16 protein-coding genes and 1 pseudogene are annotated in these 18,608 nt (G+C 36.7%); 1 reads left to right on the plus strand and 16 read right to left on the minus strand.

Annotated elements, in window-relative coordinates; all coding sequences use genetic code 11:
* Positions 1 to 358 precede the first annotated feature (358 nt).
* The 14 genes and pseudogenes from AC07U8_RS14000 to AC07U8_RS14065 all read right to left on the minus strand — a co-directional run bounded on the left by AC07U8_RS14000 (position 359) and on the right by AC07U8_RS14065 (position 14,062).
* Positions 359 to 652 (minus strand): hypothetical protein, encoded by a 294-nt coding sequence (locus AC07U8_RS14000; protein WP_494738105.1) that lies wholly within the window; start codon positions 650 to 652, stop codon positions 359 to 361.
* Entirely contained in the window at positions 653 to 904 is a 252-nt protein-coding gene (locus AC07U8_RS14005; protein ID WP_494738106.1) for a hypothetical protein, read from the minus strand.
* A gap of 53 nt (positions 905 to 957) precedes the next feature.
* Positions 958 to 1,242, minus strand: a complete 285-nt coding sequence (locus AC07U8_RS14010) for a recombinase family protein (RefSeq protein ID WP_494738107.1) — start codon at positions 1,240 to 1,242, stop codon at positions 958 to 960.
* Between the two features lie 412 nt (positions 1,243 to 1,654).
* Positions 1,655 to 2,676 (minus strand): annotated as a pseudogene (locus AC07U8_RS14015) (Csu type fimbrial protein).
* On the minus strand, positions 2,673 to 5,204 hold the full coding sequence (locus AC07U8_RS14020) for a fimbria/pilus outer membrane usher protein (protein ID WP_494738108.1): 2,532 nt from the start codon (positions 5,202 to 5,204) through the stop codon (positions 2,673 to 2,675). The pseudogene AC07U8_RS14015 and the gene AC07U8_RS14020 overlap by 4 nt, the downstream one beginning before the upstream one ends.
* Complete coding sequence (locus AC07U8_RS14025; protein WP_494738601.1) at positions 5,205 to 6,005, minus strand: fimbrial biogenesis chaperone; 801 nt, start codon at positions 6,003 to 6,005, stop codon at positions 5,205 to 5,207.
* A 19-nt stretch (positions 6,006 to 6,024) separates the two neighbouring features.
* On the minus strand, positions 6,025 to 6,540 hold the full coding sequence (locus AC07U8_RS14030; RefSeq protein ID WP_494738109.1) for a Csu type fimbrial protein: 516 nt from the start codon (positions 6,538 to 6,540) through the stop codon (positions 6,025 to 6,027).
* A gap of 11 nt (positions 6,541 to 6,551) precedes the next feature.
* On the minus strand, positions 6,552 to 7,106 hold the full coding sequence (locus AC07U8_RS14035; RefSeq protein WP_494738110.1) for a spore coat protein U domain-containing protein: 555 nt from the start codon (positions 7,104 to 7,106) through the stop codon (positions 6,552 to 6,554).
* A gap of 60 nt (positions 7,107 to 7,166) precedes the next feature.
* The gene (locus AC07U8_RS14040) at positions 7,167 to 7,703 is read right to left on the minus strand and encodes a Csu type fimbrial protein (protein WP_096734693.1); all 537 of its coding nucleotides are present in this window, start codon (positions 7,701 to 7,703) and stop codon (positions 7,167 to 7,169) included.
* A gap of 677 nt (positions 7,704 to 8,380) precedes the next feature.
* Positions 8,381 to 9,646 (minus strand): carbohydrate porin, encoded by a 1,266-nt coding sequence (locus AC07U8_RS14045; RefSeq protein WP_494738111.1) that lies wholly within the window; start codon positions 9,644 to 9,646, stop codon positions 8,381 to 8,383.
* 303 nt (positions 9,647 to 9,949) lie between these two features.
* Entirely contained in the window at positions 9,950 to 10,852 is a 903-nt protein-coding gene (locus tag AC07U8_RS14050; RefSeq protein ID WP_494738112.1) for a hydroxymethylglutaryl-CoA lyase, read from the minus strand.
* 2 nt (positions 10,853 to 10,854) lie between these two features.
* Entirely contained in the window at positions 10,855 to 12,237 is a 1,383-nt protein-coding gene (locus AC07U8_RS14055) for a tripartite tricarboxylate transporter permease (protein ID WP_209827159.1), read from the minus strand.
* Between the two features lie 2 nt (positions 12,238 to 12,239).
* On the minus strand, positions 12,240 to 12,740 hold the full coding sequence (locus AC07U8_RS14060; protein ID WP_096734697.1) for a hypothetical protein: 501 nt from the start codon (positions 12,738 to 12,740) through the stop codon (positions 12,240 to 12,242).
* A gap of 44 nt (positions 12,741 to 12,784) precedes the next feature.
* A complete protein-coding gene (locus AC07U8_RS14065; protein ID WP_151803451.1) occupies positions 12,785 to 14,062 on the minus strand; it encodes a hydroxymethylglutaryl-CoA reductase, degradative in 1,278 nt (425 codons plus the stop codon).
* 106 nt (positions 14,063 to 14,168) lie between these two features.
* Here AC07U8_RS14065 and AC07U8_RS14070 point away from each other — a divergent pair, with 106 nt between their 5' ends.
* Positions 14,169 to 15,554, plus strand: a complete 1,386-nt coding sequence (locus tag AC07U8_RS14070; protein WP_227548084.1) for an aminotransferase-like domain-containing protein — start codon at positions 14,169 to 14,171, stop codon at positions 15,552 to 15,554.
* Positions 15,555 to 15,719: 165 nt separating this feature from the next.
* Here the strand turns inward: AC07U8_RS14070 and AC07U8_RS14075 are convergent, their stop codons facing one another.
* Entirely contained in the window at positions 15,720 to 15,914 is a 195-nt protein-coding gene (locus AC07U8_RS14075) for a hypothetical protein (RefSeq protein WP_494738113.1), read from the minus strand.
* A gap of 671 nt (positions 15,915 to 16,585) precedes the next feature.
* Positions 16,586 to 18,421, minus strand: coding sequence for a DUF1302 domain-containing protein (locus AC07U8_RS14080; RefSeq protein ID WP_494738114.1), 1,836 nt, complete (start codon positions 18,419 to 18,421; stop codon positions 16,586 to 16,588).
* Positions 18,422 to 18,608: the final 187 nt, after the last annotated feature.

An 18,608-nucleotide genomic window follows, 5' to 3' on the forward strand; every position in this document is an offset into this window, starting at 1 on the left:
ACTGATTATTTGGGAAGTATCAACAGTATTTTTGATGCTTCCCAAATGTTTTAACCTCTAATTTTTAAAATATGCTTTTGACTTTAAAAAATCACATACAGATATTATTTTCATATAAACATTTTAAATTTAACAAATTTAAAATCCTTAAAATATAATCAACCAAATTTAAAAAAATAATCAACCAACCCTCCTTCAATATAACTTTACACCAAAATTAATTAAAATTATTTAAAACACACAATACTTCAATAGCAATATTTTAAATATCATAAATACAAAATAAAAGCCTCAACTTATAAAATAAATCTAGCTAAAATAAATAAATTATAAAAAATCTTCACCATACCTCAAAAAATCAATACTCTTGATCAAATAATGATTTATTTAGATCCAAATAATATAAATCAGAACCATATAAAAAAATAATCATTTTTCCCTCATTTTTAATTCCTTGAACCCTATAGCTAATCAAACCATTTATCGACTTAATTTCAATACTATAATGACTCATCAAATTTTTTGTATTTTTTTGATTTACTTGTCGCAACACATAAACCAATTGGACAATAATTGTTTTCTTAAAATCAGATCTTTTTTGCGCAATTGCAAATCTACTTATATGATTTTTTTGGAATTTTACGCCCCTCATTTACTTATCATCACTATTAATGACATCAGAGGATTTTAAAATTAAGCGTTGGATTACTGTTCGAGTAACTGAATAATGCTTAGCAATTGAATAAACTGTATGCCCTTTTTTAAATTTATCCAAGGCTTCTTTTTTTTGCTTATCACTTAAAATTTCTGGACGACCAACACGTTTTTTTGCTTTATTCATTATACTTTTTTTAGAAAAGCTAGATTTCTCTTCAAAATCAGAACATAACTTTAAAAAATGCATAAATAATTTCTTAAGATCTCCCACAATTTCATTTTTAGAAAACTCCAAACAAATTAATCGAATTTTTTTTTAAAAATCAAATTTACACTTGAAGATACTTCGTTAAAGTTACCACCTAATGAATCAATTCCATTGATTAACAATAAATCTCCACTTTCCATTGCATAATTCACTAAATTAATAAATTTATTTCTATATTTTAATGATATACCCGCTTCAACCTCTTCAAAAATCACTCGCTTACTTGGTATTTCATAACCAGCGTTTGAAATACAGGAGGCATAATTATTGCCTTTTATAGACAGATCATCAACTCTAAAATATGCATAGACTCGCACAACAAACAACCCTCTTATAATTAAAAAATTATTATAATCTGATATTAATAAAAAAACATGTGTTGAAAATTATATTCATGTTTTAAACACCGTTAATGATTTAAAAACATAAAATCAGAATGAAAACTTAAAAGCACAAAGAAACAGCACTATTAATTTAAGCACACGAAATATAAAAAATTATTTAACAAACAAATACAAGAAATTAGCGACAAAACAAATAATACAATGTAAGAAGTTTTTTAAAAAAATTAATCATTCACTTCAGCAATATTTAATATAAAAAATATTTTAAATAAATAAAAAAATATAGCTTAGGTATTTTCAATAGTGTAAATTAATAATTTAATTATATATTATTTTTATAATTAACATCATGATAAAATATCATGATGTTATCGTGGACATATTTTTAAAATTCAACCTGTACAGTTACAGTGTCACTATATTGACCAGCAGGCAGACTCAGTGAATTCGTTTCCAGAATTTTTGTTGTGAAAGCATAACCTTGCTGCGTATTGGCATCATAAATACCAGGATTTGTAGTCGCAACATCGCTCAACCACTGCTCGTTATTTCTTCCCCAACGTTCTGTGCTTGAGTTTTTATAAATCTCATAACTCATATAGTTATTGCCCGTTCCTGACTTCATTGCACGTTGATTGCCATTTTGTGGATAGAGACCATCATTCAGGCTCACTTTATAAGGTGTCTTGACTGAACAGCGTATTCCCATCGAGGTTTTCACTGGTGTAAAGGCATCTGCAAAAGCTGCTGTCCCAAAGTTAACATCATTGGTCGAAATTCGGCAATCTGGTAAAACTTCAATACTCAAATTTAATGAAGCATCACTACCAGTCCCCCACCTAAAACCTCCAATTATTGGTAGACCTCTAGAAAATCCTGGACTTTCAAAAAAGAGTCCGATTCCAATCACAGCAAGTGCAGGCACAGAGTAATACCATTTAACTTTAAATGGTGTTTCAGCTCGGTAGATCCCAGGTGATACCGCTTGTCCTGGATTAATTTTGGCATAAAATGGTAACGCACCATTAGGTCCTGTAAAGAAATTGATAATTGTAAAGCTACTCAAATCCCTTTCTTGCCCAGATTAATTGGATTACTATTGGTATCCAAATAATTTACAGTAAGGCGTTCACCAGTAACACTATTGATATAGTTTGCTGGCATTTGATCGACCCGATATTTCAAATAAGTCGTATTTGCTAAAGCCAAACTAAATCCACTACAGGATAAACCTGCACTGAATTGCGAAGATTGAACTCCATTTTCTGCCAGAGTAATGGAAGGAACCTTACCAATGGACACATTGCCACTTGAGTTAACACTACAATCTGCATAGCTCTGAGCAGTAATCAATATCAACCCAGAGAATAATAGACCTGCTGGTATTATTTTTTTTAAAGTAATCATGGTTGAGCCACCTCACGACAAACAACTGACTTAATCACAGCAATCTGTTGTTGCGCTTGTTTTAAATCCAACGAAAAGTTTGCTTCACATAGGCTTTGATCTGGCAGTTGCACCCGAATGCTATTTTCTGCACTCAAATCTTCAAGATAAGCAATCCCGTCCATTCCCACATAACTCGATTCTTGATCGGCACGATGTACCACTGCACCCACTGGAATCGCTTGCCCATTGCTTTGCACTAAATACACATTCGCCGCATAAGACTGTTTGATTGGGAAGCCAATCACCACACCTGAACCGCGTTTTGCCGCAATCCGATTTTCAACTTGGGTTGCATTAAAGTTGGAAGGTAAATCGATCGGGTTAATACTGTATTTAGCCGCGTAATAAGGCGTCACTGACGGTACAAAAACATAGCCCTTGGCGTTACTCCGCCCCACTAGACTGTTTTCATAATGTACGGGTACATCTGCAACTTTATTGGTATCAATCAAAGCAAACGACTCACCCAATCGGTTGGCAGCGAAGACATTGCCTGACATCAACACCACCGAACCGGAAAGTCCAAACCAATAGTTGTAATCATTGCTACCCGACATGCCGACATCGCTATTAAAATATTGGTTACGGTAGCTCACGCGCGCTTGATTAAAATCATCGCTGTTTTCATTAAAGCGTCGAGTTAAATCAACACCAACGCCACCATCCAATGGCACACTGCGGTTATAGTTGATATAACCATAATCACCACTGGATTGTTGGCTATAACCTAGATTGGCTGTGGATCGGCTCTTGGAGAATGGAACCGATAACTGAAATGCAGCACTCCACTCTTTTTCTACAAAATCCCGATTGGCACTTAACGACACTGTCGCACCACGCAGATAGGACGGTAATACCGGTGCCCAAGACAGGTTCATCAGTTTATTTTCAATGTCTCGGCTCTTGGTTCGGATATAGGCCACCCCAAAAGTACCCGACTTTTCTGTGGCAAAATAAGTATTGGCAACCAAACTTTTATGGCTGTTGGCTGAAATCAAATCTGTATATTGTAAGCGTGAAAGATCATAATAATCTTGATCGCGCTGAGTATGATTGAGACTAAATCCAAAGCGTTGTTGGTTATAGCTATAACCTAGCGTGTATTGATTTCCCTTAAGGTTTTTATTTCCGTTCAAGTTATTATTTAACTGATTAAGCTCTCCATCAGCCCAGCTCTGGGTTGCCGAACCACTTAATACCCCAAACCGATTCAGCTTAAGTACTGAACCTAGTCCAGCCAACTGAATTGAATCGGAGAGCTCAACCCGCCCTTCAGCCGTGAGCCAATCGTTAATCCCGTAACGTGCATCCGCTGAACTGGCAAATTTGCCATATTCAAAGTTCTTAATCCCATAGTCTTCTCGAATTTGTCCCATAGACACCGAATAATCCAATAACCCTGGTTTAAGCAAAGTATTCGAAATATAAAACGGCACTGAGGTTGCCACCTGACGACCAACACTATCCGTGGTGACAATCACAGCTTCGCCTTTACCATTGATAAACGGAACATTATTGAGAATAAAAGGACCAGATTGAACATCAGTTGAATTGGCTTTCTGTCCGTTAATCAATAAGTCCACGGTGCTCGGTAAGGCCGCTTGTCCTTTAAACTGAGGTAAAGGATAGGTAATCAAATCTGGACGGGTACCAAAATTACGTTGTAACTGTAATCCACCTAAACGCACGGAACTTCCCCAAGCGTTTTTACTTCCTGTAATTACATCACCCGCTAAAAATGAAAGTACCCTGACTGGGTCATCATATTGCCAAGTGGTGTCATAACGACGATAACCATCATTATCTTGATTTGAGTCGTCTCCAATCCCCTCAGATTTAAAATCAGTTTTGCTATAAACCCCTGAATTTCTCAATACGCCATAAGGGGAGAAAAAACGTTGCTCTGTAAACAGCGTGCTACTGTACCCGCCATTCTCTGGCCGATAAGTATAAAAGTCATAGTTATTTAATAAACCAATACCCGACTGCGCTGTTTCAGGTTGATACCAAGAGTCCAAGCCACGTATCTGCACTGGCATCCAACTGGCAGGAAGATCTAGACTAAAATACTGTTGAGCTGAATTGTACTCATACTTTAATTCTGGGATCTGATTAAGGCTGACCCAATCCAAGGCCTTGCCCGAAAAGCCTAAAGTAAATACATCCAGATCGGTCAGGTTTTTTTCTGACTGTTGCTGAAGTGCATCCGCAGGCAGCTTAATCTGTAACTCATCTAGTTTCGATTGCTGAATAAAGTAATGATCCCCTTTGACAATGACCGGTATCACCTGTCGTGTCGAATATTGATTGATCACCAAGTCCAGATAAAGCTTAAATAAGCTATTCACTTCTGAAACATCTCGTGGTGGTGGGGGTAAACCATTTGCATACACGTTACAGCTCAGCAATGGGATATTCGCAACCAATATCAATGTCAGGCTTTTGCATAAAAAAGAAGGGGGATTTAACCCTGATAAATAACCCATTTACCCCCCTCCTTCTTTTTTAATCTCAACCAATTCCTGTTTCACTCCTGAACTGTCAACCCCGTACAAGCTGGTTTGACCACTCAGGCTATTCACAAACTTGTTGTCCAAATCAAACTTCATGGTGCTGTTTGCCAACACATAGCCAAAGGCGGTTTTGCCAAAAGCCATTTGCTCTGAAGTCGGGGTTAATTTAATGCCCGAAAGTCGTGAAAATTTTGAACCGGTATTTTTAATATAAAGTTCAGGTTTGCCCTGTTCATTATTCTTGACCCACCAACTTAATATCGGTTTAGCCAAAGGATTTTTAGTATTGGCTTTTTGTGAAACTTCAGTTAAACCACTGCCAAGTCCTTTGCCATAGCTAAACAAGGGAATGGAATAACGCATTTGAAAGCTGACTGTCGATGTTTCTTTATCCGTTTCTGGATTCACCTTGATGGGTAATTCATCGACAATAATTCGATAGGCAAGTTCTTTTGCATCAGGTACAGCAGCCGAGCGGGTCAAACGCAACATATGCTTTTCACCTGCCTTAATCTTTGCTACGGGTGGACTCGGAATAACCTCAGTTTGCTCCGCATAAGCATCTTGCTGATTATTCTGATCCCATTTAAATACCCGAATCTGTACCATGGCATCAGAGTTACCAGTATTTTGTAGCCATACTGCAGTGGCTTTTTCATTTTCTTCAATTTTTGGATAGATTGGCCAGATTAAAAAAGTGGCTTGTGCGAATACCGGTGAAGTAACCATCAAAATCGCAACCGCAGAGAGAGTCCTGCCCGACCATATTTTCATTTTATTTAAGCTCATAGAATCACCATGTAATCGTTATTGCGACCGTATCTTTATAAAGGCCTGCTGATCGTGGTTGATTGTTATTATTCAAGTCTGCAACACCGTAAACTGCAAAACCCAGTACGGTGTCCAAAGCAGTTGTTGCCGTGAGTGGATAAGTGTCTCCACTGGTATATTCACGCTGAGAATTACTGTCTTGATAAAGCTGATAAGACACAAACTCATTCTGCTGTTCATGTTTCATCCGCCGAGAGTTATTTGAAAAGTGATCACCACCATTCAACATCACCTTTACCGGTAGCCGTGCAGTACATTGGATATTCCAGCTTTGCGCAGTATTGATGACGGATCCTTTTAACTGCCCCTGCGCCACAACAGGATGACGACCAAAATCAAGTAACTGTTCGACATTGCTGAGTTTGCACCCATTTTCAATGGTCGCCTGCACTTTAAAACTTGCCGAAGTTACAGGATCAACAGCAAACCCACTTTGAACAATCGAAATCAGCAGAACACTTAAACCTATTTTTTTCATGATTTTGTTCTTTAAAATTCAATGGTAATTGGAATAATGTCGGTATATTGTCCAAGCGAGACTGACCGACCATTATTAACAGTTTGCCCCATGAGATTAAGCGTTTGCGGCTGACCATTATTGGTCAAAGTAATGATTTGATTAGGCCTTAACGCTTCGCGAGCAGTTCCATATAAGATGTTGTAGGCAAGAAAATCTGTGCCATTACTGATTGCACGAAAATAATTTGCGCCAAAAGGTGCTGGTACCTTGCTGTCATGTTGCCCCGCACCAAAGGTAACTTTTATTGGGGCATTGCCAGGGCATTGAATGGTCAAACCTGATGTAGAACCCTGACTTAAACTGGTCTCTATCACCTGATTAAATGCAGCTGTGGTTTCTCCGAAATCCAACTGTCCAAAATTCAAGCCATTTGTTCCGTTATTCACGGTCTCATTGTTGATCTTGCAGGATGGCTCTAGTTCAAGTTGAATATTTAACTTAGCGCCCAACTGCCCAGCACTGGTGAGTGACGATACAATGCTACAAAGTAGCAATCCAACGCATTGTTTAAGTAACAGGTGCATACGTTCCTCCTTAAAACAGGCCTGTTCAACAACAAACCTGTTCACTGTTACGTATACTGATTAGAAATTAACAGTCACCAATAAAGTGTCTGTATAATCACCCTGTGCTTTTGCAGTGCCGTTGTTTGCAGCAATTGCACCAAAGATTGGAACTTCTTGCGCTACACCTGCCGCAGCAGTGAAAGTCTGAGCTGTATTAATGACATATGGGTTGGTACGTGCTGCATCACGGTAGACGTTATAATTCACGGTATCCGCAGCAGTCGTATTTTTAAGGCTACGATCAGCACGTACACCACCATCAATTGCAACAGTAAAGTCAACAGGATTTGCACCGTCACATTCTACAGCGAGATGACCACCTGTCGCTGAAGAAGCAACTTGCCCAGTCAAAACGTTTGACCACTGACCAGAAGTTTTACCAAAATCTAATGTACCAAATTGGTTCATATTTCCAGTAACAGTAGAACCCTCAACAGTACAACCTGTCGAAACATTCAGCTTGACATCAACTTGACCAGTAACAGCGGCTTGTGTAGTCGCGATATAACCCGTGCTCAACAATGCAGTTAGTGTTAGTTTTGTAAAAATATTCATATTAATTCCCATGATTTGTATTATTTGTTAACTTTTACACGAGAAGTGTGAAAGTATTTACATAATCACATGTGATGAATAAGTGTTCAATAAATCAACTAATTACCAGCACAAAACAAGCTCAACAACTTGTATTAATTTAAATTTTTATTGGAATTATAGAATTAAATTATTATTATATTTAAAACACCAAAAAAATACATTTCACTTGATAAGTTAAGAGAACATAAAGTAAAAAATTAATTTTTTTGTTTATAAAATTCAAGAATATATGATTTAAAGATAAACTACTGCGCTTATATGATGATTTACACTTGATGGACAACACGACTGAGCTTTGAAAATAATGCTTGAGACCTCAAAACGTTAACTTACTTATTGAAAAATATCCCATCATCAGGAAAACCAGAAACATTTTAACAATACTCCAGCATAACGTGTGAATGAATTATTCAAAGTTTGAACCGAAATTAAAAGAGAACATTATTTTTATAAATTAAACTGTGTTGAGATTTTAAATATAATGCTAATACGTTAAGCGTGTGTAAAAATACTTTTATCAGTTATTGTGAAAAAAATAGCTTTTAAAATTTTTGGTATTAAAAGCTATTTTTAAAGATAACTTCATCCTATACAGCAAAGATTAGCAATACTTATCACAAGTTTAAAAAAGGGATTTAAAATATTATTCTCGTCGTTAATCCTAAAACCAAAGCATTATCAACATAATTTGTAGCACCGGGATTGATCACATATTGAATATTTGGGCGAAGCATTGCCCATTTTGTCGGGTAGTATGAATAATTTAATTCAACATTATATTCTGCTGATTTATTTATTATATCGCTATGTTTACGATAACGATCACTGACATGAATACGATTTAAACCAAGCCCTAAAATATCGTTCTCACGATTTTCCAATAACCCGATATATTTTAGCCCCACTTGCTGCATATTATCAATTTTATTGGTCGTATCATCATGAAAACTTAAATTCATAAACCCATGTAAACCTTGTTTACCTGATCCTTGACGAGTGAGCTGCTGTTCTGCCACAAACCACATTCCATAAGTATGATCTTGAGCTTGACCTGTCACAATATCTTTTTGATTTTCAATATTATCTGCAGTGTTATACATCATGCCTATGCGGTAGCTTCCTGCTAAATTATTTACAGCATTTTTCGGTTGCCAAACCAGCTCAATTGGCGCTGTTATCCCATCTGCATTTGAGCTACTTAAATTCCAACCTTGATTTTCTTTAATATTGGTTGGATTAAATTCAAAAACGGCAAATTGAGCATAGAGCTCAGGATTAATTTGATATTTCAACATACCTACCCATTGGCTAACTGGTATGTTGTACCATGAACTGCCCTGCCATTTGCCCATTTGCGCTGTACAAAAAGAGGTATTTTGGAAATCACAAGACATTACATTAAAATAGGTTCCCATACCAAATCGACCTAAACGGACACTGATTGATTGATCTTTAAATTGTTTTTCTATAGACAACTCACTTAAACGACTTTCCTGATTCCCTCGACCATAACTTGCCTGCACATTTCCCAGCTGAGGAGCAAGTGGATCCGATAGTTGTTGAACTGAAACACTTTGACCTTGTCGTGCAGTCACAATCGTCCGTAGCGAAACACCATCCCAACCCAATAATTTTTCCAAATCTAAAGAATTTCCTAGCCATAATTGACTGGTATAGGTTGGATCTTGCTGGTCGTTATATCCACCTTGTGCCAAATAGGCAGTGTCTACAGTAATGTTGGCATCAAACTTAACACCTTGCTCTGCTAAACGCTCTCTACTGCCATTCCAATCTCCCAGTAAATAATCACCTTGTAAATCTAAAACTTGTGCAGCATGGCTTTGTGTAAGCGTAAAAATCAATCCCGCACTACTAAATAACATCTTCATTGTTTGTTTCATTCCATGATCCCTTTGACTTTTTAGACATGCAAAAAACTGACTCCTATCATTTTAATGATACAAGCTCCAATCTATGCCTTTGTTTTTAATTAAATTTAGCGATAAACAGCTACACGGTTAGATGTAGGTTTACGCCAGCTTTTCCCTGTAGTATTTCATCGTTTGATAGCGATCCATTTGACTCGTAATTTAACGACAATCTCTGATCAATTACGCCCATGGCAACTCGATCTGTACTGACTTAATCGGTCTTTTTACTCAATTCATTGGAAATAAATACAACTCTTTGTTATACAATATATTTTAGCTTAACAATTTAGCTGTATATGCTTTTACAAAATGTGATTTATTTTCTCGTTGAAGCACCGATGTAATATAGTTACTTGCTTTTAACATTTCAGAAATATCGATTCCTGTTTTAAAGCCCGATTGTTCCAATAAATACACCACATCTTCTGTAGATACATTTCCTGAAGCCCCTTTTGCATAAGGGCATCCCCCTAATCCAGCAATCGAAGAATCAAAAATTCTAAGCCCCCAATTTAACGACTCTGAAATATTGGCTAAGGCCATACCATAGGTGTCATGAAAATGTCCTGCTACCCTGCCAGCAGGTAAAACATCTAAACAATGTTGCAACAGTTTCCGGACACGTATTGGACTTGCAGTACCAATCGTTTCTCCTAATGAAATTTCATAACAACCAGAGTCAAAGAGTTGTTTTGCAATACTGGCGACTTTCTTTGGAGCGATGGCACCTTCATAAGGGCAATCCACGACACAAGAAACATAGCCACGTACTTTAATCTCATGATGCTTTGCCATTTCAAAAATGGGTTCAAAACGTTGAATACTTTGTTGAATTGAACAATTTATATTTTTTTGAACAAATGATTCAGATGCAGCAGTAAAAATAGCGATCTCTTTACATCCCACTTGAATCGCAGCTTCCAATCCTTGCATATTGGGAACCAATAAACTGAAATCCACCTGCTCAGGCTTTTCAAGTGCAGCATATAAATCTGCACTCCTATCCATTTGCGGAACCCAACGTGGTGAAACACAAGACCCCACTTCAATCGCTTTAAAGCCACTACGGACCAGTAAATTTAAAAATTCTAAGCGTTGGTTAAACTGAATTACAGATTTTTCATTCTGTAATCCATCACGTGCACCCACTTCTACAATTTTGATCAAGTCATTCATACTTAGCCCACCAAAGCAATCAATGTTGGAACCGAAAGAATCGCCATGTAATAGCCCATAAACTGGCAACCTGTATTAAAACCAAAATGCTTTGATAATAACCCACCGACTAAGCCCACTGTGATAATCACCAATACACCGAGAAGAGCCCCTTCCCATAAACTGATCACTAAAATAAGCCCCACAAATGTTGCAATAATTGCCTCATGACTAATGTATTTTGTCACGAATAATGCTGCGCGACGGGCATAATTCATCGCAAATGGATAAGAGACAATCGACGCGATAAAAACTGCGAGTAAGCCATAACCTAAAAACTCCCACTGGCTTAATAAGTGATGTAGATTGTGTCCTTGTGCCCCATTTTCACCTACGGTAAATACAGGAGGCGCATTAAATAATGGTGCAGCTGGTCCAGCAGCAACTGGACTTAATGGTAGGCCAAAAGCGATCAAAGGAATAAGCGCCTCAGCAATGTAGGTAGATTCTGTAACACCATTTTTTGCGCTGAGCGTGGTGGTTAAACGTTGATAGACTTGCTTAAAGCGAGAAGATACAACTTCACCAAGTGCCACCGTCATGGCTACTGGACTAAACACAAAGGTTGCGCTTGAGATCACCGATGTTGCCGCAGTCCATTTTAATTGTTGTTTGTCTAAGACTTTAAATGGATTTGGAAAATAACCCGACCAACTCTTAACTTCAGGGGCAATCGTAAGTTGATTAACCGATTCACGGCGCATTTTTTTCCGCCCTAAAGGTGAACTCACCATAAATAAATCAGCAATCAGTGGTCCAACAGCAATCCCTAAAAAGTAACTAATCGCTAATTTTGTTTCGAAAATTGCGGTAAAACTTTGTAGTGCTATGATAAGTACAACAAAAGGAATAAGCAGTAATGTTGATGCCAATTTACCGGGTGAAAAATAAGTAATTAAGATGGCTGCTATTGCAAAAATCCAAGGGGCAAAAGATTTAATTAGCTCTCCAAATGGTGCTAATAATGAAGCAAATAATACAGCACAAGGTACAGCGATAAATGCAGATACAATTGCACCAGAAATCATTTTACGCAATGCAATATGTGGTGCACCAAGCCTACGCATGGCTTCACATTCTGCCATGAGCGGTGCGGCTAAAGTATCGCCCGGGATCCCCAATAATGCGGTTGGAATAGCATGGGTCATATGTTTGGCGACCACTGCCGCCATCCAAAAAGTAAAGACACCAACGGGAGGTGCGCCAAGTAAAATAATGAGCAATGTTAATGGGGCAATGGTTGCTGTTTCATCGGTTCCTGAAATTAAGCCAATTGCTGCAAATAAAACTGCACCAAATAAACCGAAACCAAAAGCAATAAATACTTGATCAAATAATAGTTCCATTTTTATTTACCTTCGCTTTGCTTGCTTTGTCGTGCGTGCTCAACAAATGCTTCGTACAAATTGAGCTCCTTGAGTTCTTGAACAATTTTTTCAGGTAAATCATGAACTGAACCGATTGATTTTTCTTCCATTTCCCATTGTTTTATCAGTGTTTCAAACCATTCCATTGATTCATTGTTCGATTCTAAAATCTCACGTTTTGGTTTAAATAAAATAGAGCAAATAAAGCCAGAGAGAATACATCCTAATAATCCACACAACATGCTATAGGCATGGGCAAGATTTTTATCGTCAACCCATTGCCCCAATAGCCATTTCGAGAGATAGAAACAGCTAATACTTAAAACAGCGCCGATAAAAATAGACTTTAATAGCGCAGGAAAACTTACCGTATCTCCCCATACCTCGACCAACTCATCATTATCTTCATGGGATACTCCCAATTGACAGTGGTGAGTATCCTTCACTGATTTTTTGTTGTCTTGTTGCATAGCACTATCCATTGCTATTTACTCCAATTGTTTCTAAGGTCTAGAAACATAAATAATTAACTGCGTAACGCTGAAAGTAGCTCTAGTGCTCTATCATTCCTTACATCTTGTTCTGCAACCATTTTTTGCACAACAAAATCAACTTCGTGTACTTGAGCGCCAGCAACCACAGCAATGTTTCGTGCATGTAATGCCATATGACCTCTTTGAATACCTTCGGTTGCCAATGCTCGCATTGCTGCCATATTTTGTGCTAAACCCACAGCAGCAATGACTTCTCCAAGTTCACTTGCAGATTCAATATTCAGCATCTGTATTGCGAGTTGTGCCAAAGGATGGGTTTTGGTTGCTCCACCGACCAATCCCACAGCCATAGGTAATTCTATACGGCCAACCAAATGGCCTTGAGCATCTTTCTCCCAGGTACTTAATGAACCGTAGTGTCCATTTTTAACTGCATAAACATGTGCTCCAGCTTCAATTGCTCGCCAATCATTTCCAGTAGCGACAATCACAGGGTCAATACCATTCATAATCCCCTTGTTATGTGTTGCAGCACGATAGGGATCAATAACAGCAAATTCGTAAGCCTCTAACATTCGATCAATAACCTCATGACCCGACAATGTTGCTTGCTCAAGTTGATCTGGACGTACAATCAGCTCAGCCCTCACTAAACGTAAATCCGCGAGATTCGATAAAATGCGTAAACGAACTTGACCACCAGTGAGCTTTTCAACCAATGGTGTAACTGTCTCCGCCATTGTATTCACAGTATTTGCACCCATTGCATCACAGACATTCACAATGAGATGCATAACTGCCATAGGACCAACTTTGCTGGATTCAAACAAATGAACTTCAATATCTTTACAACCACCACCCAAACCAATTAGAAATTTGTCTTTGCTATTTGCAAGTTGAACAATGTCATCTTTATGCGCTAACAAAATTTCTTTTATCTTTTCGGCAGAGTCGATACCCAAAATTTGTACTTGTGCGCGCATGAGGGGTTCTGTGCTAGAGGTTGTAAAACCACCATTTTCACGAACGAGCTTGGCCATATAAGATGCTGCGGCGACGATAGACGGTTCTTCAACAACCATAGGTATTAAGTGATCTTTACCATTAATTTTAAAGTTTGTTGCAATACCGAAAGGTAATTCAAATTTACCAATAACATTTTCAATCATGCCATTGGCTAAATCACCATTTAATGCGCCATCTTTCTGCAATAATTGTTGTTGTTGTTCATTTAAACCTGCTATTTTTGCAATCTCATGGAGTCGTTCTGATACGGTTAATTTACGAAAATCAGGTAGTTTAGAATTCATATTTGCTGTCCTATGCTCGATATGTTCATAGCCGCAATTTAAATGCTCAAATGATTTCTCTCAAGGTACAGTTTTCACGGACAGTTTTTTAGGAAAATTTAAAAAGATGATGGACTCCAATTCAGCACCTCTTTTTGATCAAATCTATCAGATTTTAAAACATCAAATAAAATCACAGTTATATAAGAAAAATGAAAAAATCCCCTCAATACGAAAACTATGTATCCAATATAATGTTTCGAAAAATACCATAATATATGCCTTAGAACGCCTAGTAGATGAAAATCTCATCTATTCAAAACCTGCATCTGGTTTTTTTGTCATGGAACAAAAAGAATTGCCCATGTTTAAAAAATCGACAATAGAAATGCAAAATATAGATGAGCTATGGCTAATGCGTCGTCAACTAGAAACCTTTAATGGCGTGATAAATGTCGGTGATGGTTTTCCAGATTCTTCTTGGTTTGAAGGATTACCTTTAAATAAACTTCTGCAAAAATCACTTCAGGAAAACACCTCGAAACGATTACGTTATGGCTCTAAATATGGGCATGAAGCTTTAAGAGAAACGCTTTCTTTACGACTAAGCCAGCTTAATATTAAGGCCATTCCTGATAATATTTTGCTCACCAGCGGTGTAAACGATGCAATTGATCTGATTATTCGATATTTTGTAGAATCGGATACAATCGTTTTAGTAGATTCCCCGATTTATTATCCATTATTAAAAAAACTACAGCTGACAAAATGCAAAATCATTGAAATTCCCAGATTGATTGATGGACCAGATTGCCAAATCCTCTCAGAATATTTACAGACAATAAAGCCTAAACTTTTTTTTACCCAAAGTATTTCACACAATCCGACAGGCACCCACATCAGTGTAGATAAAATAAAAATAATCAACAATTTATGCAAAGAAAATAATTGTTTAATCATAGAGAATGATGTGTTTTCTGAATATACGGATATTAAACATCGGTTAAGCTCGCATAGTGATTTTTCAAATCATCTTTATATTGGAGGGTTTTCCAAGATTATTAGTCCTTCAATTCGGGTTGGTTTTATCGTTGGAGAATATCATTTGATCGATAAGCTCTCAGATTTTAAAGCAATTTTACATGTTAATAGTTCTGAATATGCTGAACAATTTATTTGCACTATTTTACAAAGTAAGTTTTATGACCAGCATCTTAATTTTTTTAAGGAAAGTTTAAGGTTCAATAGTTCAATTGCATTGGATAATATTAAAAAATTAGGAGGAACGGTTTTTCACGAAGCTCAAGATTCCTTATATTATTGGACTACTTTTGAAAATCTAGATTTCTCACATAACATTATGAAGAAGTCGATTGAAAACCAGCTTGTGTTCGCGCCTGGTTACATTTTTAGCTTAGATGGGAATAAATATAAGCACTGGACTCGTATAAATGTTGGTATTGCATCAAAGCCAAAGTTTTATGAAAAACTTGCTCTTTTTTTAAATAGTTAAATATTTTTATATCAAATAACGCTTAGTCTTTTTAAAGTATCATCTCGTACTTACTCATCAAAATAAAAAAATCCCATTCGTTCTGGGGTGAAGAATGGGATACGATATGACACTTTAACATGTCGACCGAAAATCGTGAATCTCTGTATACAGTTTGGATCATGACTAAGTCTGAAAAGTATTTCCACTCGGTTTAAGAACATCTCGTTCTTTAACTCTTAAACAAATGCATTGGTCAAATGTAGCAATTGCATCACGAATAAATTCAGATTCCATTTTATCTACATGGAAGTGGCTTTCTTTATGAACTTCTTCAAACAATGCTTTTAAATCATACTGATCATCACTTAGGCATGTCATCTTAAAATTACTCAATTCAGCATCAATATCTAAACGTATTAATTCGATAAAATGCTGACGTGAAGCATAGCTATTTTCACTATAAAAAAATGAGTGCTTTCATCTATGCCTTTATGAAACACCATTTCATAAACTTTCATTATTTATTTATATCCAACATTCATATTTCTATTCTTCAATATATCTGTAGGAACCCTTTAAGTTATTCAGATAATGTACATTTTTTATCATTACTCACCATGTTTTGCAAACTTTTACACTTATTTTAATTATAATTAAATACATAAATTGTTGAAAAATATTCATTAAAAACAATAATTTAAATTTATATTATTTTTAAAAACCAACTTTTAAATAGAATGCAAATATTGTTATTTAATGCATATTTCATGTAATTTATCATTAAATAAAAAATGCAATTTTTGATCAATTGAACTGATCATATTTATAGTGATAATAAAGCCTATGCCCTTCAATATCCTTAGCAGCTCCAATACATCCATATCGACAAGATTGAATAATCTTACGCCATCCACAACAGAAAAGTCAGCTTATTACCAAAGCTATATAGCCGTTTCATCTATTAATAAATTAAATATTTATTATTAAAAAGATGCGCTTTATGTTGGATGCCAAACGATCTAATAAACATGGCATCCAATTTCTCAATGTTAAAAACTAGCTTTTAATACCAACGAAGCAAAATCTCGGTCATCAAGTGTACTAAAATCATTCGAACCAAAAAAATTGGTATAGGCAAGTTCAGCTGTATATTTTTGCTGATAATTCACTGAAATAGTGGCTGCAATACTCATTTGACCTTCTTGAAAGTTTTGGCTAAATCCAGCTATATCATGGCGAAAGATTACACTTGGGGTGATGACGGTCGCAGGTAAAATATCTTGATAACTTAAAGCCCCTCGTAAACGATAGCCATATGACCATTGCGTAAAAAAACCATCCCGATTACAAAAGCGCTCATTCATACCATCAATCACATCATTTGCAAGATGTGCGGTGCCATAAGGCGTACATTTATATTCACCTGTTTCAGGATTATAAGCACCAGATGAAAGCTCACTCCGCCCAAATGCACCGACCCGTCCAAAACGATGATTACCAATATCTGCAATATGATTCACTGCAAACTCTGCCGCCCAATTCAATGCGTTTGCAGCCAATATATTGTTTAAACGATCACTTGCACCCAGTGAAAATTGGGTTACGGGGCTTCTTACATAACCTTGCAAATATTGTCCAAATTCAGCTGCAACTCCAGGCGCTGTCAGTGGCGTATCCTTATCTAAAACTTGTGCATAGACAATATCGGTTCCATTTAATTGCAAAGGTTGATTGGGTTTATGCGTTAATTCGCTAAAAACTGAGGTTGTCCCTACTTTTCCTGCAAGACTTAATCCATACATTTTAATATTTTCTGGATAAATTGAAAAAAATCGAGCTGTATTAAAATATGCAGGCCCTGATGCAGTTACCGCTGTACCGTCAAAATTAGCATTGCGACTGTGATAGTTGGCAAAATATGCGCCAAGTTCAGCATTATTCCAACGGGGTAATGTTTGCTTTAAAGAAAAACCATATTGTCCACTATTCTTGGCATATCGACTTTGTGAACGTGGAATATAAGTCTGTGCATCTAAAGCACTTTCAGACAACTTATCCCCTGGTGTAACGGTCAAAATAATGGGACCACAATTTTCTGGAACAAAGTCAGAAATTGCAAAAAACGTCCCACACCCATCCACCACAGAAGGTCTAAACTTAAACTGATAAAAACCGTCCAGTTTAAGATTTGGTGTTATTCCAGCCTCAAATGAAAACATTTCGACAGGAATGATTCGCTCTTTTGCCTCTCCTCCCGGCCGATTGATTGCAGCATAATCCAAGGCACTGACTGAATTTATACCATTTTGTAAAAACTGCGATTTCCCCCAATTTAAAGTATGTTTGCCTAATTTTAGATTGGCATTTTGACCATTTTCTAAAGCAAAATTTTTCCAGATATAGGCATCCCAAAGATCAATGCCCTTAAATTTGGCTAATCTAGGCCAAGTAGAATCATCAAAGGCTTTTAAATCTCCACGACCTGTTTCATAAGCATGGTCATACCAATATTTAGTGCTGAGTACTGCACCCTGTTGTTGTCCTTTTAAACGAAACTCAGTCAAACCTTTTATAATTTGGGAAATGTTATCGTTTTGGCTAAAGTTCACATGCCCGTCGTCGCCATTCACATCAACGCTTAAACCGTCCTTTCCGATATGATTTGCATCAGGTTTATACACCAACTGATTTGAAGCATCTTGAGTACTCCAATTTGCACCTAGGCTGAGCATGGTACTGGTTTCAAATTTCCAATCCTCATTGATCTCAACACTTGTTGCGGACACTTTTGAAATACTTAGGCACAGCACTAAACAGACACCCAGCTTTTGAGTGAAAATAATCGTGTGTTTCACGTTATTGCTACATATCACATTTTGCATCATTCGATCTCCATATCGATATGATTTAATTCGATTTAACTCCATAAATAGCCATATTGACTATTTTGAAATATGTTTGTTTTTTTAATTGTTTAATCTGTTACCTATACTGCTGAGCAATGTTGTCTTAAAACGGCGGGTAAATTGAACCAAGTCAGTTCTAAATAAATTCCACTATAAAAGTCTAAAA

The organism is Acinetobacter sp. GW821-FHT01E09, from assembly GCF_059422385.1.

Excerpts from the sequence above, each read along its gene's own strand:
- AC07U8_RS14000 (WP_494738105.1), bottom strand. The coding sequence starts at position 652 with ATGAGGGGCGTAAAATTCCAAAAAAATCATATAAGTAGATTTGCAATT.
- AC07U8_RS14005 (WP_494738106.1), bottom strand. The coding sequence starts at position 904 with ATGCATTTTTTAAAGTTATGTTCTGATTTTGAAGAGAAATCTAGCTTT.
- AC07U8_RS14020 (WP_494738108.1), bottom strand. The coding sequence starts at position 5,204 with ATGGGTTATTTATCAGGGTTAAATCCCCCTTCTTTTTTATGCAAAAGC.
- AC07U8_RS14025 (WP_494738601.1), bottom strand. The coding sequence starts at position 6,005 with ATGAAAATATGGTCGGGCAGGACTCTCTCTGCGGTTGCGATTTTGATG.
- AC07U8_RS14030 (WP_494738109.1), bottom strand. The coding sequence starts at position 6,540 with ATGAAAAAAATAGGTTTAAGTGTTCTGCTGATTTCGATTGTTCAAAGT.
- AC07U8_RS14035 (WP_494738110.1), bottom strand. The coding sequence starts at position 7,106 with ATGCACCTGTTACTTAAACAATGCGTTGGATTGCTACTTTGTAGCATT.
- AC07U8_RS14040 (WP_096734693.1), bottom strand. The coding sequence starts at position 7,703 with ATGAATATTTTTACAAAACTAACACTAACTGCATTGTTGAGCACGGGT.
- AC07U8_RS14045 (WP_494738111.1), bottom strand. The coding sequence starts at position 9,646 with ATGAAACAAACAATGAAGATGTTATTTAGTAGTGCGGGATTGATTTTT.
- AC07U8_RS14050 (WP_494738112.1), bottom strand. The coding sequence starts at position 10,852 with ATGAATGACTTGATCAAAATTGTAGAAGTGGGTGCACGTGATGGATTA.
- AC07U8_RS14055 (WP_209827159.1), bottom strand. The coding sequence starts at position 12,237 with ATGGAACTATTATTTGATCAAGTATTTATTGCTTTTGGTTTCGGTTTA.
- AC07U8_RS14060 (WP_096734697.1), bottom strand. The coding sequence starts at position 12,740 with ATGGATAGTGCTATGCAACAAGACAACAAAAAATCAGTGAAGGATACT.
- AC07U8_RS14065 (WP_151803451.1), bottom strand. The coding sequence starts at position 14,062 with ATGAATTCTAAACTACCTGATTTTCGTAAATTAACCGTATCAGAACGA.
- AC07U8_RS14070 (WP_227548084.1), top strand. The coding sequence starts at position 14,169 with ATGATGGACTCCAATTCAGCACCTCTTTTTGATCAAATCTATCAGATT.
- AC07U8_RS14075 (WP_494738113.1), bottom strand. The coding sequence starts at position 15,914 with ATGACATGCCTAAGTGATGATCAGTATGATTTAAAAGCATTGTTTGAA.
- AC07U8_RS14080 (WP_494738114.1), bottom strand. The coding sequence starts at position 18,421 with ATGATGCAAAATGTGATATGTAGCAATAACGTGAAACACACGATTATT.